Raw genomic sequence first — 14,629 nt, 5'->3', positions numbered from 1 at the left:
CCCGGCCGGATCTCACGCCAGAAGTCCGGAACTCTTCCACAGCCGCCGTCCCGGGCCGCGCAGCACACCGATGTCGTCCAGGAAGTCGGTGAGGCGGCGGGCGCCGGTCTGCATGACCTCGCGACGGTGGCCGCTCGCCTTCACCTGGGCGACCGCCTCCCGCCGGTCGAGGCCCACCTGGTCGTACACCTGCGGGTTCACGAAGCAGACGCTGAACACCCGGGCCGCCTCGCCGCAGCTCAGCCGGGTCAGCTCCTGCTCCCAGCGCGGGGCGGTCACCATCTGCCGGCGCAGCTCCTCCCGGGCGTAGCGCACATGGCGGGCCTCCTCCACCACATGGATACGGGTCACCCCGCGCACCAGGGTCTGCACCCGCTCGTCCGGGAAGGTGAGGCGCTGCATCCAGTCGAGGATCTCCTCGCCGAGGAGGGTCGCCGCGAAGGAACCCGGGGTCGTGGACACGGTCTTCAGTACCCGCGCCAGGTTGTGGTAGAGCCGCGGCACGGGATACGCGGGGGCGCCGCCCGTCTGGATCATGCGGGCGAACATCATCGAGTGGCGGCACTCGTCCGCGATCTCGGTGAGCGCGTACCGGACGTGGTTGCTGGTGATCGACTTGTCGTAGATGTGCCGCACCAGCAGCTGCATCAGGATGATCTCGAACCAGATGCCCAGCGAGGCGAGCGCCGCCGCCTCGTGCCGGGCCAGGTCCATCCGCTGCTCCTCGGACATCCGGCGCCAGAGCGGGGTGTCGTAGAGGGAGACGAGCTCAGGGGGCCAGAACCACTTGCCGTCCTCGGCGGGCGCGTCCCAGTCGAGTTCGGTGTCGGGGTCGAAGGAGTGCTTCGCGGAGGATTCGAGCAGGCGCGCGGCGACCTGCTCGCGGTCGCGCAGGGGGCCGAGGGCGTCGCGGAGCACACGGATGTCGCGGTCGCTGACGGTCGTCATGGGCGGAGCACCTCGCGAACGGGCTTCTCGGGAAGGGGGTTTGGTGGCCGCGGCGGGGCGCGACCACCGTTCTGGGCTTATGAGACTCCCCGTCAGCAGGTGCGTCAATACCCCGCGCACCGGTTGTTGACGCACCGTCCAGCACGGGCGGCCGCCCCTCGGGCCCGCTCTGCCGGGGTCGGGCGCGCCCTCCCGCTCCCGCCCCGGCTCAGACCGCCTCGCGCGCCACCGGCGGCGGGAACGAGGTGCGCAGCGTGAACGCGTACTCCGTCGGCCCGTGCGCCCGCAGGTGCAGCAGCCGCTGCTCCGCCTCCGCGACCGTCGGACGGTGACCGGCCGGCACCCACCACAGGGCGGTCATGACCTCCTTGATCCGCTCGAAGAACTCGTTCCGCCGGGCCAGGAGTTCGCGGTGAGTGCCCTGGTACATGAACGCGGTCAGGGCGTCCGGGTCGCGCCACACGGACATGTTGACCATCACCGCGTCGCCCTCGAAGGCGCGCAGGGCGGACGCGTTGCCCGTCGCGTCCTGCATGCGCCACACGAATCCGTCCGCCGCGTCCGCGACCGCGTTCACGGGGTCGAGGTTGTCGACGAAGTCCTTCAACTGGGGGGATTCCAAAGGGTGTTTGAGTCGGGCCACGTTCACCTGGGCGAGCTCGAATGCGGTCATGGCCGCACAGTAGTCAGGGCGGTCTGCGCCGCCACCGACATTTCGACCAGTGAGACGTCCGACCCGCGGGCGGCGACCAGTTGCAGCCCGACCGGGCAGCCGTCGGCCGTGAAGCCGGCCGGAAGGGTGGCCGCGGGGTGGCCGCTGAGGTTGAACGCCCAGGTGAGCGCGGTGGAGTAGGTGTCCCGGCCGGGGCCCTCGTGGCCGTGCGGGCGGTTGGGGGTGGTCGGGGTCAGCAGCACGTCGGCGTCGGCGAACAGGGCGTCGAGGGCCCGGTCGTTGGCGGTGCGCACGGGGTGGGCGTCGTCCGGGCGGCCGGCCCGGACGGCGAGCCAGGCGGGGGCGGGGTCGCGCAGGACGGGGCCGTCTCCGACGGTGCGGACGACGCCCGCCGACTCCAGCCGGGCCACGGCCGCCGCGGCGACGGCGGCCACCTCCGGGTCGGTGTCCGCGAACCCCAGACCGGCCGAGTAGGCGGCCCGCAGCGGCAGGGCGGGCGCGGGCTCCGGATCCGCGTCCAGGACGTGCAGCAGATACGGGCGGGCCTCGGCCGCCGTGCGGGCCAGCAGGCCCGCCGCGGCCAGCCCGGTGCGGTCCGGGGAGGGCAGCCGTCCACGGGTGGTCTTCAGGCCGAACACCCCGCACCACGCGGCCGGGATACGCACCGACCCCGCGCCGTCGCCGCCGGTCGCGACCCGGGCCATCCCGGTGGCCACGGCGACACCCGCCCCGGCCGAGGAACCGCCGGGGGTGCGGTCCGCCCGCCAGGGGTTGCGCGTCGGGCCGTGCGCGCCGATGCCCCAGGTCTGCCAGTACGTGCCGGGTCCGGGTACCGCGGTGGCGCCCACCGCGACCGCGCCCGCGGCCGAGAGCCGCCGCGCGGCGTACGCGCGGAGCCCGGCCGCGCCCTTGACCGCGAGGGGCACGCCGGCGAACGGCCCCGAGGGCTCCGCCGCGAGGGCCCGCTCCCGCCACACCTCGGCGAAGGCGCTCAGCCCCGGATCCAGCCGGTCGACGGCCTCCAGGGCCTCTGCCACGTCCACCCGCCCAGTGTTCCAGCCCGGCCCGGCCCGCCCGCCCCGGCCCGGCAACGACGCCGCCCCGTCCGCGCCGGCCGTCCGGCAACAACCCGCCCCGCCCGGCCCGGGTCCGCCATGGCACCTCCACCGGAGCCCGCCCCGGCCGTCCGGCAACGACGCCGCCCCGCCCGGCCCGGGTCCGCCGCGGCACCTCCACCGGAGCCCGCCCCGGCCCGGCAACGACGCCGCCCCGCCCGGCCCGGGTCCGCCATGGCACCTCCACCGGAGCCCGCCCCGGCCCGGCAACGACGCCGCCCCGCCCCGGCCCGCCCGCCCCGCGCGGCTCAGTCCGCCTCCAGCACCGCCGCCATCACCGCGCGTGCGATCGGCGCCGCGCTACCCCCGCCGCTGATCTCCGCGCGGTCGGCCGCCGCGTCCTCGACCACGACCGCCACCGCGACCGCCGGCTGGGCCGCGTCCTCCGCCTGCGCCCAGGAGATGAACCACGCGTACGGCGTGCCCGCGTTGCCCACTCCGTGCTGGGCCGTGCCGGTCTTGCCGCCGACCACCGCGCCGGGGATCGCGGCCCGGCGGCCCGTGCCCTTCTCGACCGCGCGCACCATCAGCCGCCGCAGTTCCAGCGCCGTCGCCGGGTTCATCGCCTGCCGGTACGCCTGGGGCCCGTGGTGCGCGATCGGGTCTCCGTCCGCGCGGGTCGTCTTCTCCACCAGGTAGGGGCGGCGCAGGCTCCCGCCCGCCGCGACCGCCGAGGAGACCATCGCCATCTGGAGGGGGGTGGCCGTGGTGTTGAACTGGCCGATCGAGGAGAGCGCGAGCTGGTCGGGGGACATGTCGGTGTCGAAGTTGGACCGTGAGACGGCCGCCGGGATGCGCAGCCCCGCGTCGTTGAAGCCGAAGCCGGTCGCCGCCTCCACCATGCCCCGCAGGCCGACCCGGGCGCCGAGCCGGGCCAGGACCGTGTTGCACGACCACTGGATCGCGTAGGCGAGGGAGGCGTTCTCGCAGCCCTCGGCCGCGTTCGGCAGGGTGGTGCTGGTGCCGGGCAGGACGTACGGGTCGGGGGTCCCCGTCGGGGCGTCCGCGTCGTCGACGACGCCCGCGTCCAGGGCTGCCGCCGCGGTCACGATCTTGAACGCGGAACCGGGCGGATAGGTCTGCCGGATGGCCCGGTTGAGCATGGGCTGTGCCGGGGCGCCGTTCAGCCGCGTCCAGTTGTCCGCCGAGCCCCCGCCGAGGCCGGCGAAGGCGCCGGGGTCGTAGGAGGGGCTGCTGACCAGCGCCAGGATGCGGCCGGTCGCCGGTTCGACCGCGGCCACCGCGCCCCGCCGCCCGCGCAGCCCCTCGTACGCGGCCTGCTGCGCGGCGGCCCGGATCGTGGTGGCGACCTGCCCGGCGGCGGGCCGGCCCCGGCTGAGGTCGTGCCAGAGGGGGAACGGGGAGAGGGCGGGCTCGGTGCCGGCGAGGACGCCGTCCTCGATGCTCTCCAGCAGCGAGGTGCCGTAGGTCTGGGAGGCATAGCCGGTCACCGGCGCGTACAGCGGGCCGTCCGCGTAGGTGCGCTCCCAGCGCAGGGCGCGGCCGGTGTCGCGGGAGCCGGTGACCGGTTCGCCGTCCACCAGGATGTCCCCGCGCGGGTCGGCCCAGCGGACGATGTCGGCACGGCGGTTGGCCGGGTTGGCCTCCAGTTCGGGTGCCTGCACGATCTGTACGCGGGTGGCGTTGACCAGCAGGGCGAGGAACATCAGCCCGCACAGGACGGCCGCGTGCCGGGTGCAGCGGATCACCGCAGGACCGCCGGTTCGGCCGCCGCCGTGTCATGCTCGACGGGCAGCGGCCGGGGGGCGCGGGCCGCGTGGCTGAGCCGGATCAGCAGGGCGACGATGACCCAGTTGGTCACCACCGAGGAGCCGCCCTGCGCGAGGAAGGGCATCGCCATGCCGGTCAGCGGGATCAGGCCGGTGACCCCGCCGGCGATGACGAACACCTGGAGGGCGACGATGGCGGAGAGGCCCACCGCGAGGAGTGTCCCGAAGGCGTCGCCCACCCCGACCGCCGCCCGGAAGCCCCGGCCGACGAAGAGGGCGTAGAGCAGCAGCAGCGCGGTGAGACCGACGAGCCCCAGTTCCTCGCCCACGGTTGCCAGGATGAAGTCGGACTTGGCGGCGAAGCCGATGAGGACGGAGTGGCCGAGGCCGAGTCCGGTGCCGAGCAGCCCGCCGGTGCCGAAGGCGAAGAGGGACTGGGCGAGCTGGCCCGCGCCTTGACCGGCGGCGATCCCGGCGAAGGGGTCGAGCCAGTCCTGTACCCGGCCGTGGACGTGCGGTTCCAGCGAGCCGACCGCGTACGCGCCCGCGGCGGCGAGCAGCAGCCCGGCCGCGATCCAGGTGATCCGGCCGGTGGCCACGTACAGCAGGACGACGAAGAGGCCGAAGAAGAGGAGGGAGGTGCCGAGGTCGCGTTCGAGGACGAGGACGAGGACGCTCAGCAGCCAGACCGCGATCACCGGTCCGAGCACCCGGCCCGCCGGGAGCCGCAGCCCGAGCAGCTTCGGCCCGGTGGTGGTGAGCGCCTCGCGGTGGGCGGCCAGGTGCGCGGCGAAGAAGACCGCGAGCAGGACCTTGGCGAACTCGCCGGGCTGGATGGACAGTTCGCCGATCCGGATCCAGATGCGGGCGCCGTTCACGGCCGGGAAGAGGATCGGCAGGCTCAGCAGCACCAGCGCGGTGGTCCCGCAGGCGCGCGCGTACCGCTGGAGGACCCGGTGGTCGTACAGGGCGACGACGGTGGCGATGAACAGGGCCACCCCGAGCGCGGACCAGACCAGTTGGGTGGGAGCCGCGTGATGACCGGGCGTCTCCTGGTCCAGTCGGTGGATCAGCACCAGTCCGACGCCGTTGAGCAGGACGGCGACCGGCAGCAGCAGCGGGTCGGCGTAGGGGGCGCGCAGGCGGACCGCGAGGTGGGCGAGGAGGGCGACGGCGCCGAGGCCCGCCGCGTAGCCGGTCAGGTCCGGGGGCAGGGCGCCGTGGCGGGCGAGACCGACGGCGGCGTACCCCTGCACGGAGACGAGGACGGCGCCCGCGAGGAGCGCCAGTTCGACGCCCCGCCGCTTGGCGGGGCGCTGCTCGGGCGGAGGAGCGTCCGCCGGCGGTGCGGTCATGCCGTGCAACGTAGCAAGCCGTATGGGCGTTTGTCCGTTTATGACATAGTGCGTCCCTGGGTGGCGGCCGGGTCCCTCCGAAGGCCGCCGCACACGGAAGAGACGTTTTCTCGGCTCCTGGGCCCGCGCTCCCGTGAGGTCCGGCTCAGTGCCGGTGGGGGTCCCGCTGTCCGTACGGCTGGGCCGGCGCCTGCCCCTGGCCGGACCCCGGCGCCCCGCCCCCGGCCGACTGCGCCTGCAGCTGCTCGGCCTGCTCCTTGGTGATCTGCTGCTCGGCCCCGCAGAACGTGCACTGCGTGGCGTACTTGGTCGAGAACGGGAACAACGGCACGAAGAACAGGGTGAACTTCGTGACGCGCTTGCGCAGGGTGTGGGCCGAGGGGTTGCCGCAGTGCCCGCACACCAGGGTGAGGATGGCCAGTTGGTACAGATAGCCCTTGGTGCCGAAGATGATCATGTTCTGAGTCCTCCGTCGTGCTGCCGTGCCGCCGGCGGGCCCGGACGGTGTCCGGGCCGCACGGTCACGGAGTGCCCGTGACCGCCTGGCGGCACAGCGCCAGCAGTCTCTCGTCGGCAAAGATGTCATGCGTGTCCGCGGTCCCGTCCAGTGCGTTGTGCCGGCGCGGTGACAGCAGCTCCCGGTCGACCAGGGCGTCCGCGCCCTCCGCGCCGCGCGGAGACAGCTCCGCCAGCGCGGCGGCCACCCGGGGCCGGGCGTGCGGCAGCTCGTCCCAGGCCCGGCGCAGCACCGGCCAGGACCGGCCCGGGTCGCCGGTCACCCGCCACAGCGCGGCGGCCGACTCCACCCGGGTCCACGGCTCCGGCGAGCGCAGCAGCGAGGTGAGCAGGGGCGCGGTGGCGGCACCGGCCGGACCCAGGGTGCCCGCGACCGTCGCGGCCGTGCGCCGCGCGCCCTCGTCCCGCCCGGCCAGCACCTCGCACAGCACCGGGAGGGCGGGGCCCGCGTCCCGGCCGACGGCCCACAGCGCACCGGCCGCCCGGGCGCTGACCGAGGCGGGCAGCCCCGCCCCCGTGCCGCGCCCGGGGCCGCCGAGCAGCCCCCGCAGCTCGTCCGCCGCCTCGGCCGCCACCGGGCCGAAGGCGGTCAGGGCCCGCAGCACCCGGTCGGCGACCAGGTCCCGCCCGTACGCCGGGGCCCCGCGCAGCACCCGCAGCACGGCGGGCACCGCCTCGGCCGCGCCCAGCACCGAGACCCCCCGCAGCAGCGGCCCGGCCTCGTCGTACAGCCGCTCGTCCAGATCGACGCGGGCGAGCCGGTCGCACAGGGCCGGGGCGAGCGGCGCGGCGGCCGTGCCGAGCCGGTCCAGGGAGCGGGCCAGATCGCCCGGCGCGTCACCGCGCCCCAGGATGCGGGCCAGGACCGGCACCACCCGGGCGTCGCCCGCCCGCATCAGGGCCATCACGGGTGTGGCGAGCCGCGCGGGGCCGCCGCACTGGGTGCGCACCCAGGCGCGGGGGTCGGCCTCGACGCACTCCAGCAGGGCGTCGGTCGCGGGCGCGGCGAGCTGGAACAGGCTGCCCAGCACGGCGGCGGCGGTCTCCCGGAGCCGGGGGTCGCGGTCGGTGAGCTGCTCGCCGAGCAGCGCCACCAGCTCGTCGTAGGAACCGCGCCAGGTCCGCAGCAGGCCGTCGCTCATCCGGACGGCGTCGATCCGCTGCCCCGGGTCGGGGCTGCACAACTGGTCGGCCAGCAGGCCGATCCGGTCGTCCACCCGGTCGCCGAGCCCCGCGTGCAGGGTCCGCAGCAGTCCTGCCGTCCAGGGGGCGACCTGGTCGGAGCCGAGGGGGCCGGCGTCCCGGCCGCCGGCCGGGGGCAGGCCCGGCAGGGTGTCGACGGACGAGGCCGGGACCACCGGCGCCGCCCGCATCTCCCGCAGGACGCCCGTCACCCAGGGGACGACGTCGGCCGGCAGGGACGCCGGGGAACTGCGCGCGATCTGGGCGAGGGCGCCGAGCCGCAGACCGGCGCCGCAGCCGGAGGAGGTGACGGCGGACAGCCATTCGACGACCTCGGGGAGGAGGTCGCGGTGGCGCAGCCCGATCCGCCCGCCGGCCTCTATGCAGGCGAGGCGCACCTCGTCGTCGGCCTCCGCCTCCAGCCGGTCCCGGAGCAGGCGCAGCACCCGGACCGGGTCGCCGTGCAGGCTCGCCAGGGCGAGGGGCACCACGAGCCGCACCTCCCGGTCGTGGTCGCCGGCCAGCTCCAGGAAGACCTCGGCGCCCGCCGTGACCGCGGAGGCCGCCATGGCGTAGTTGGCCGCTCCCTCGAACTCCTCGCTCTCCGGGTCGAGTTCGTCGTCGCCGTCCAGATCGATGCCGCCGATGCTGGTCAGCAGCTCGATGATCGGCCCGCGGTCGTCGACCAGGGGGTCGGCCACGAGTTCCATGAGGTACGGGATGCAGGCGAGGGTGGAGTCGTAGACCTCGCCCTGGCAGTGCACGGTGCCGTACAGCCCGTCGAGGGCGTTCTCCCGCACCGCCGGATCGGCGGAGGCCAGGCCACGCAGTAACTCCGGCACGCCGCCGGCCGGGCCGTAGGCATGCTCCAGAGCCGCCCAGTCGACCTCGTCGATCCCCGCGAACACCAAATGCCCCCATCCCAAGAACTCTTGTGGCGTCCTTGTGCCTGGGGAGAGTGTGCCCCACCACACCGACCGGGCGGCCGGTATCCCGCCGTCCCGGTGTGCGCCCGGCCATCGTCCCGGGGTGCCGTTGCCGCTCCTGGGGCGGGCGGGGCGACGGCAGTGCGGGGAGATCGGGCGCGAAGCACGGACGGCGGCACGGACGGGTCGTGTCGTAACGGGATCTTCCGGGCACCGCCGGTGTCACCGCGTGCCGCCCGCACAACGGCCGGATCAGGGTGGTTCCATGTCCCGCTCACGGGGGAATCGGGGGCGGCCGCCGGGGGCGCGCCCCTCCGGGCGGCCGGGAAGGCGCCCCCGGCGCGAGCGGCCGGGCCCGCGCCCCCGCGCACGGGGCGGGACCTTCGTCACTCCGGCCATCCGCATCGAGCCAGGCGACCGCGCCCCCGCGCAAGGGCGGGACTCCCCGTGCGCGGGGGCGCGGCGGGATCGGGCCCGGCGGAGCGTGCGCCCGGGGTCGGCCGCGTCCGGGGCGGGCCCGCTCCCGCGTCCGGGCCGCGGCCGGGGCCGGCCGCCCCCGGGCTCAGCGGAGGTTGTCGCCCCAGCCGCCCTGGATCATCGTCTGGAACGCCCAGGAGCCGCCGCGCCGCACCAGGATGTCCGCGTACCGGAGGCGCTGCTCGGTACCGTCCGCCGTCATCACCGAGTCCGTGAAGACCACGGCCATGGCGGGGGAGAGGAAGACCGGGGTCCGTGTGGAGGTGAAGGTGATGTCCTCGCTCCCGTCGCCCATCACTCCGGTCATGGTCGCCACGAACCGCTCACGGTCCCACTGGGCGGTGGCGGCCTCGCCGGCCGAGTCGTCGCTGACCAGGTTGAGCGGGAAGACGGCCATATCGGCCATCCGCTGCACGTCGCGGGCTCCGCTCGCGGTGTCGTAGGCGGCGAACCACTCCTCGACGGACGCCAGGTCCTCGGCGGTGGGGGTGTAGCCGGTGTCGGGCAGCAGGGTCATGCGGTCTCCTGACGGTTGCCGGGGTCCTGGCTAACTAATCAAGTTTGATCAGTCGATGTCGTGGACTGTACTGCCCGCGCGAGTAGCTAGTCAAACTTGATTAACGGGGGGGATTCGCGGGAGCCGCGGGATCCGGTGGCGGGTCCAGTTCCTCCGGCAGGCGCAGCCGCCGCACCGTCGCCACCGTGTGCCGCGTCGTCACCGTGTCCACCTCCGCGACCAGCCCCGGCCGCAGGCTCCGGTAGGCCACCTCGCCCAGCCCCACCGCCGGGGCCGTGCCGCCCCCGGCCGCCTCCCGGCCCGCAACTGCCACGGCCGCCTGCGCCCGCAGGGCGGGGGAGAGGGGGCTCGACACCACCGGCGTGTCGTCGTCCGGCAGCACCAGCACCAGCGAGACGGGCCGCGCCGCGGGGCCGCTGAACCCCACCACGGCCGCGTCCCGGCCGCTGGTGTGCCGCAGCTTGCGCCAGGCGCGGGCGCCGCCCCGGTACGGCTGGTCCGTCCGCTTGATCACCAGCCCCTCGACGCCGATCGCGGGCAGCGCCTCGAACCAGTCCGCCGCCTCCGCCGCGTCCAGGGTCACCGGGACCGGCTGGATCGGCGGGTCCAGCGGCCCCACCAGCCCCACCAGCCGCTCCCGCCGCCGCGCGTACGGCAGCGGGCGCAGATCCTCGCCGTCCTCGGCGAGGAGGTCGAACGCCGCGTACGAGGCGGGCAGCGCACGGGCCAGTGCCGGGGCCCTGCCCGGGGTCGCCGCCGCCCGGCGCTGCACGGCCGCGAAGTCCGTGCGCCCGTCCCGCCACACCACCACCTCGCCGTCCAGGACCGTCCCCTGCGGCAGCCGCCCCGCCGCCTCGGCGAGATCCGGGAACGCGGCCGTCACCGTCCGTCCCGAACGTGCCTGGAGCAGCACCCGCCCGCCGGTCACGAACACCACCATCCGGTGCCCGTCGAACTTCGGCTCGTACGCCAGCCCCGCCCCGCGCGGCAGCTGTGTCACCGTCTCCGCCGCCGCGACCCGCAGCGGCGGTTCCGGGAGGCTCACGGCAGCCGCCCGCCCTGCCCGGGATCGCACAGCGGGGCCATCAGCTCCCCGTGCCGCTCCAGCCGGGGCGCCAGGTCCCCGAGCCGGAACACCAGGTCCCGCCGCTCCTCGACCTCCTCCCAGGTCACCGGCGCCGACACGGTCGGCTCCCGGCGGGCGCGCAGGGTGTACGGGGCCGCCGTCGTCTTCGCCGCCGCGTTCTGGCTGTGGTCCACGAAGACCTTGCCCGGCCGCAGCGCGCGGGCCATCCGGTGCAGCATCAGTCCCGGCAGTGCCGCCTCGCCCTCCACGGCCAGGGCCTTCGCGTACGCCGAGACCTCCCTGGACGGGGTGGGCGCCAGCGGGACCAGCAGATGCAGGCCCTTGGAGCCGGAGGTCTTGGCGTACGCCGCCAGCCCGTCCGCCGCGAGGCGCTCGCGCAGCCACAGGGCGACCTCGCAGCACTCCGGGACGCCGGCGGGCGGTCCCGGGTCCAGGTCGAACACCATCCGGTCGGCGATCCCCGGCTCCCCGGCCCGCCACTGGGGCGTGTGCAGCTCGGTGACCAGGTTGCCCGCCCAGACCAGCGAGGCCAGGTCGTCGAGGACCACCTGTACGGCGCCCGGGTCGTCGGAGTGCGGCACGGGGGCGGTGCGCACCCAGTCGGGTGTGCCGGGTGGCGGGTTCTTGGTGACGAAGAGCTGGCCGTCGGGCCCGTCCGGGTAGCGCAGGAAGGAAACCGGCCGGTCACGCAGATGGGGGAGCAGGGCGTCCGCGACGACGGCGTAGTAGTGCACGATCTCGCCCTTGGTCGTGCCCGTCGCCGGGTGGATGACCTTCTCCAGGTTGGTGAGCGCCAGCCGTCGCCCCGCCACCTCTGTGATCGGCGTCATACGATGAGAATCCCACGATTCCGGGATGGAAGGGATGAAGCGTGCGATCGATATGGAACGGTGCGATCTCCTTCGGGCTGGTCAGCATCCCGATCAAGCTCGTGAACGCGACCGAGAGCCACTCGGTCTCCTTCCGTCAGATCCATGCCGCCGACGGCGGCCGGATCCGCTACCGCAAGGTGTGCGAACTGGAGGAGAAGGAGGTGTCCTCCGCCGAGATCGGCAAGGCCTACGAGGACGCGGACGGCTCGATGATCCCGATCACCGACGAGGACCTGGCCGCCCTGCCGCTGCCCACCGCCAAGACGATCGAGATCGTCGCCTTCGTGCCCGCGGACGAGATCGACCCCCTCCAGATCGATGCCGCCTACTACCTCTCCGCCAACGGGGTCCCCGCCGCGAAGCCCTACACCCTGCTGCGCGAGGCCCTGAAGCGGAGCAACAAGGTCGCCATCGCCAAGTTCGCCCTGCGCGGCCGCGAGCGCCTGGGCATGCTGCGGGTCGTCGACGACGTGATCGCCATGCACGGACTGCTCTGGCCTGACGAGATCCGGGCGCCCGAAGGGGTCGCCCCGCAGGCGGACGTCACCGTGCGGGACGCCGAACTGGACCTGGCGGACGCCCTGATGGACACCCTGGGGGAGGTGGACATCGGCTCCCTCCACGACGACTACCGCGAGGCGGTCGAGGAGATGATCGCCAAGAAGGTCGAGGGCGGGGTGACGGCCCCCGAGCAGGAGTCCCCCGAGGACCGCGGCGGCGGAAGGGTCATCGACCTGATGGCCGCCCTGGAGGGCAGTGTCCGGGCGGCGAAGGAGGCCCGCGGGGAGAGCGGGGACGTCGCGGAGGTCCACTCGATCAAGGGGCGCTCCGAGCCGAAGGCGGCGGGCGGCAAGAAGTCCACCGCGAAGACCGCGAAGAAGACCGCCGCGAAGAAGACGGCGGCCAAGTCCACGGCGAAGAAGACCGCCGCGAAGAAGACGGCCGCCAAGTCCACCGCGAAGAAGAGCGCGGCCAAGTCCACGGCGAAGAAGACGGCGTCGCGCAGGCGAAGTTCGGCCTGAGGGCCCATCGGGCGGGCGGTCCGGGGGCTCCCGCTGCGCGGTGCGGGCCGGGCGGGGCTCCCCCTGCACGGTCCGGCCCGCGCTCCTAGACTGGCGGTGTCCGATACGCCCCGATCCGCGGGGGCCCCGATCCAGGAGGGCCCTGATCCACGAGGGAGGACGTTCATGTCGAAGCGAGGCAACAAGCGCAGGGCACGCAAGAAGAGGCGCGCGAACCACGGCAAGCGCCCCAACAGCTAGACACCCCTGGCAGCAGGTGCGGGAGCCGGGTCCGGAGTCCGGGCCCGGCTCCCGCGTGCGGGGCGGGCGGTAAATCGCGGGACAACCGGTTCTGTCCGGGCTAGGTTCGGGGGTGTTCGAAGGGGGAGAAGTGGCGAAGCTCAATCAGATCATCGCCGTCGAAAAGGGCGTCAAGAGCAAGTCGTACCAGGACGTCACGGCGGCGCACCACAAGGTGCAGAAGCCCGCGCTGCTGGCCGGGATCTCGCGTACGTACCAGCCGAAGGACGAGGAGGGCGAGCAGCTGCCGCCCGAGTCGACCCGTGTCCAGGTCAAGGCCGAGGACGTGCTGCGGGAGATGGCCGCCTCGCTGACGAGGCTGTTCGACGTGACCGCGACCAAGGACTGGGCGAACTGCGAGGCCCGCGCGGACGTCGTGGTCGACGGCCGCACCGTCGTGGCGGACGCGCCCGTGAGCTACCTCCTCTTCCTGGAGAAGCAACTCACCGACCTGCACACCTTCGTGAAGAAGCTCCCGGTCCTGGACGCGGCCGAGACCTGGACGCTGGACCCGTCCACCGACTGGTGGAAGACGGACCCGGTGCGCACCATCCGCACCAAGAAGGTCCCGCGCAACCACGTCAAGGCGGAGGCCACGGAGAAGCACCCGGCGCAGGTCGAGGTCTACTACGAGGACGTGCCGATCGGCTACTGGACCACCGTGAAGTTCTCCGGCGCCCTCGCGGCACGCAAGGTGAACGAGCTGGTGGACCGGGTCGAGAAGCTCCAGCACGCGGTCAAGTTCGCCCGCGAGGAGGCCAACGGCTCCGAGGTCACCGACCGGCGCGTCGGGGACGCGGTGTTCGGCTACCTCTTCGGCTGAGGCCACGAGGCCACGAGGCCGCGCGGCACGAGGCCGCGAGGCCGCCGGCGCCCCTGCGGGGGCGCCCCACGAATGCCCCCGCGTGCGAGCGCGGGGGTGCGCAACAGGCGCGGGCCGGAATTGAGGACCGGCCCGTGCGATGGGCGCAAGCTGAAACTGAGATTCAGCCTGACCACCACGGTGACAGTGAAGGTTCGAGTCCTTCCCCCGGCACATGGGCCGGGGTGGCCCAACCGGCAGAGGCAGCCGTGATCACGTTCAGACTCTCGCTCAAGCTTCAGCATCGCCACCGATCGCCGGATCGACCGGGGACGGACGAACGCCGTCGGATGCGAGTTCGACTCTCGCCTGCACCTCTGCGTGGTGCGGTAGTTCAAAGGCAGAACACGACGGCCTGACGCCTGATCCGTCCTCTTCAACGCCGCCGGCGTGCGCAACGGGGTGGCATCCCCAGGGGCCCGGGAGCTGGATACGACTCCCGGGTCCCGCCACGTCCGGCCCCGGAACGGCCGCGCCGCGCCGCAGGTGCGGACCCGCGGCCCGCCCCGCCGCCTCCCAGGTCCGGACCATGGGCGCCGTGTCACCAAGCTGACACGGCGGTTCAGGATGCTGACACCGCCGGGCGGCCTGTCCCCCGCCGTCCCCTGGCATCGTCGAAGCGGTCGGTCCGATCCGGCCAGTCGGCCGGTCCGCCCGGCCGAAACCACGTCGAGATACGTCAGGCCACGACGAGTCACGACGAGCCACGTCGAGCGACGTGGAGCAAGTCCACCCAGACGACCAGGGGGAACGATGAACGGCCCTTCCTGTTCCAATCAGTCCGCCCGCTGGGTCCGCGCCGCCGCCGCGCTGACGCTGTCGCTCGCCGCCCTCGCCCTGTCGGCCGGCACCGCCGCGGCCGACCCGGCCCCCGCCCCGCGTACCGGCGCGACCGCCACCACCGTCTCCTCCCACCTGCCGCAACTGCCCCGCCTGCCACAGGCACCGCACGGTGTCCCGCAGCAGATCGCCGACGAGCTCTGCGCCCGCTGGGAGGCCGTCGCCGCCCGGCTGCCCGCCCCAGCCGGCGATCTGCCGGTGTGCAAGCTGGTCAACGGCTGGGACTAG

At 74.3% G+C, this 14,629-nt stretch carries 14 protein-coding genes; 4 read left to right on the top strand and 10 right to left on the bottom strand.

The features are described from left to right. Positions 1-12: 12 nt before the first annotated feature. From C593_RS0101140 to ligD, 10 genes are all read right to left on the bottom strand, one after another. A complete protein-coding gene (locus C593_RS0101140) occupies positions 13-948 on the bottom strand; it encodes an AurF N-oxygenase family protein (protein WP_018845467.1) in 936 nt (311 codons plus the stop codon). Between the two features lie 208 nt (positions 949-1,156). Then, on the bottom strand, positions 1,157-1,621 hold the full coding sequence (locus C593_RS0101135) for a DUF3291 domain-containing protein (RefSeq protein ID WP_026277243.1): 465 nt from the start codon (positions 1,619-1,621) through the stop codon (positions 1,157-1,159). Beyond that, positions 1,618-2,664, bottom strand: a complete 1,047-nt coding sequence (locus C593_RS0101130; protein WP_018845465.1) for an amidase — start codon at positions 2,662-2,664, stop codon at positions 1,618-1,620. Before C593_RS0101130 ends, C593_RS0101135 begins: the two co-directional genes overlap by 4 nt. Positions 2,665-2,984: 320 nt before the next feature. Beyond that, the gene (locus C593_RS0101125; RefSeq protein WP_018845464.1) at positions 2,985-4,445 is read right to left on the bottom strand and encodes a penicillin-binding transpeptidase domain-containing protein; all 1,461 of its coding nucleotides are present in this window, start codon (positions 4,443-4,445) and stop codon (positions 2,985-2,987) included. Next, a complete protein-coding gene (locus tag C593_RS0101120) occupies positions 4,442-5,821 on the bottom strand; it encodes an FtsW/RodA/SpoVE family cell cycle protein (RefSeq protein WP_018845463.1) in 1,380 nt (459 codons plus the stop codon). The genes C593_RS0101125 and C593_RS0101120 overlap by 4 nt, the downstream gene beginning before the upstream one ends. 145 nt (positions 5,822-5,966) lie before the next feature. Further along, entirely contained in the window at positions 5,967-6,278 is a 312-nt protein-coding gene (locus C593_RS0101115) for a zinc-ribbon domain-containing protein (protein WP_018845462.1), read from the bottom strand. Positions 6,279-6,342: 64 nt separating this feature from the next. Continuing rightward, the gene (locus C593_RS0101110; protein ID WP_018845461.1) at positions 6,343-8,427 is read right to left on the bottom strand and encodes a hypothetical protein; all 2,085 of its coding nucleotides are present in this window, start codon (positions 8,425-8,427) and stop codon (positions 6,343-6,345) included. Between the two features lie 580 nt (positions 8,428-9,007). Next, positions 9,008-9,439: a hypothetical protein gene (locus C593_RS0101105; RefSeq protein ID WP_018845460.1), complete on the bottom strand. Its 432-nt coding sequence runs from the start codon at positions 9,437-9,439 to the stop codon at positions 9,008-9,010. 100 nt (positions 9,440-9,539) lie between these two features. Then, positions 9,540-10,484, bottom strand: coding sequence for an ATP-dependent DNA ligase (locus C593_RS0101100; RefSeq protein ID WP_018845459.1), 945 nt, complete (start codon positions 10,482-10,484; stop codon positions 9,540-9,542). Further along, a complete protein-coding gene (ligD, locus tag C593_RS0101095) occupies positions 10,481-11,356 on the bottom strand; it encodes a non-homologous end-joining DNA ligase (protein WP_018845458.1) in 876 nt (291 codons plus the stop codon). Before ligD ends, C593_RS0101100 begins: the two co-directional genes overlap by 4 nt. Positions 11,357-11,397: 41 nt before the next feature. On the opposite strand from ligD, the gene ku reads away from it, so the two are divergent. The 4 genes from ku (at position 11,398) to C593_RS0101080 (ending at position 14,629) form a co-directional block, all read left to right on the top strand. Continuing rightward, on the top strand, positions 11,398-12,420 hold the full coding sequence (ku, locus tag C593_RS0101090; protein ID WP_018845457.1) for a non-homologous end joining protein Ku: 1,023 nt from the start codon (positions 11,398-11,400) through the stop codon (positions 12,418-12,420). 165 nt (positions 12,421-12,585) lie between these two features. Continuing rightward, on the top strand, positions 12,586-12,660 hold the full coding sequence (locus tag C593_RS33530; protein ID WP_391140459.1) for a 50S ribosomal protein bL37: 75 nt from the start codon (positions 12,586-12,588) through the stop codon (positions 12,658-12,660). Between the two features lie 130 nt (positions 12,661-12,790). After that, entirely contained in the window at positions 12,791-13,522 is a 732-nt protein-coding gene (locus C593_RS0101085; RefSeq protein WP_018845456.1) for a DUF7873 family protein, read from the top strand. 792 nt (positions 13,523-14,314) lie between these two features. Next, a complete protein-coding gene (locus C593_RS0101080; RefSeq protein WP_018845455.1) occupies positions 14,315-14,629 on the top strand; it encodes a hypothetical protein in 315 nt (104 codons plus the stop codon).

It is taken from the genome of Streptomyces sp. CNT372 (assembly GCF_000377145.1).
Note: the sequence above shows the minus strand (reverse complement) of the source record. Positions and strands in the feature narration are given on the sequence as shown.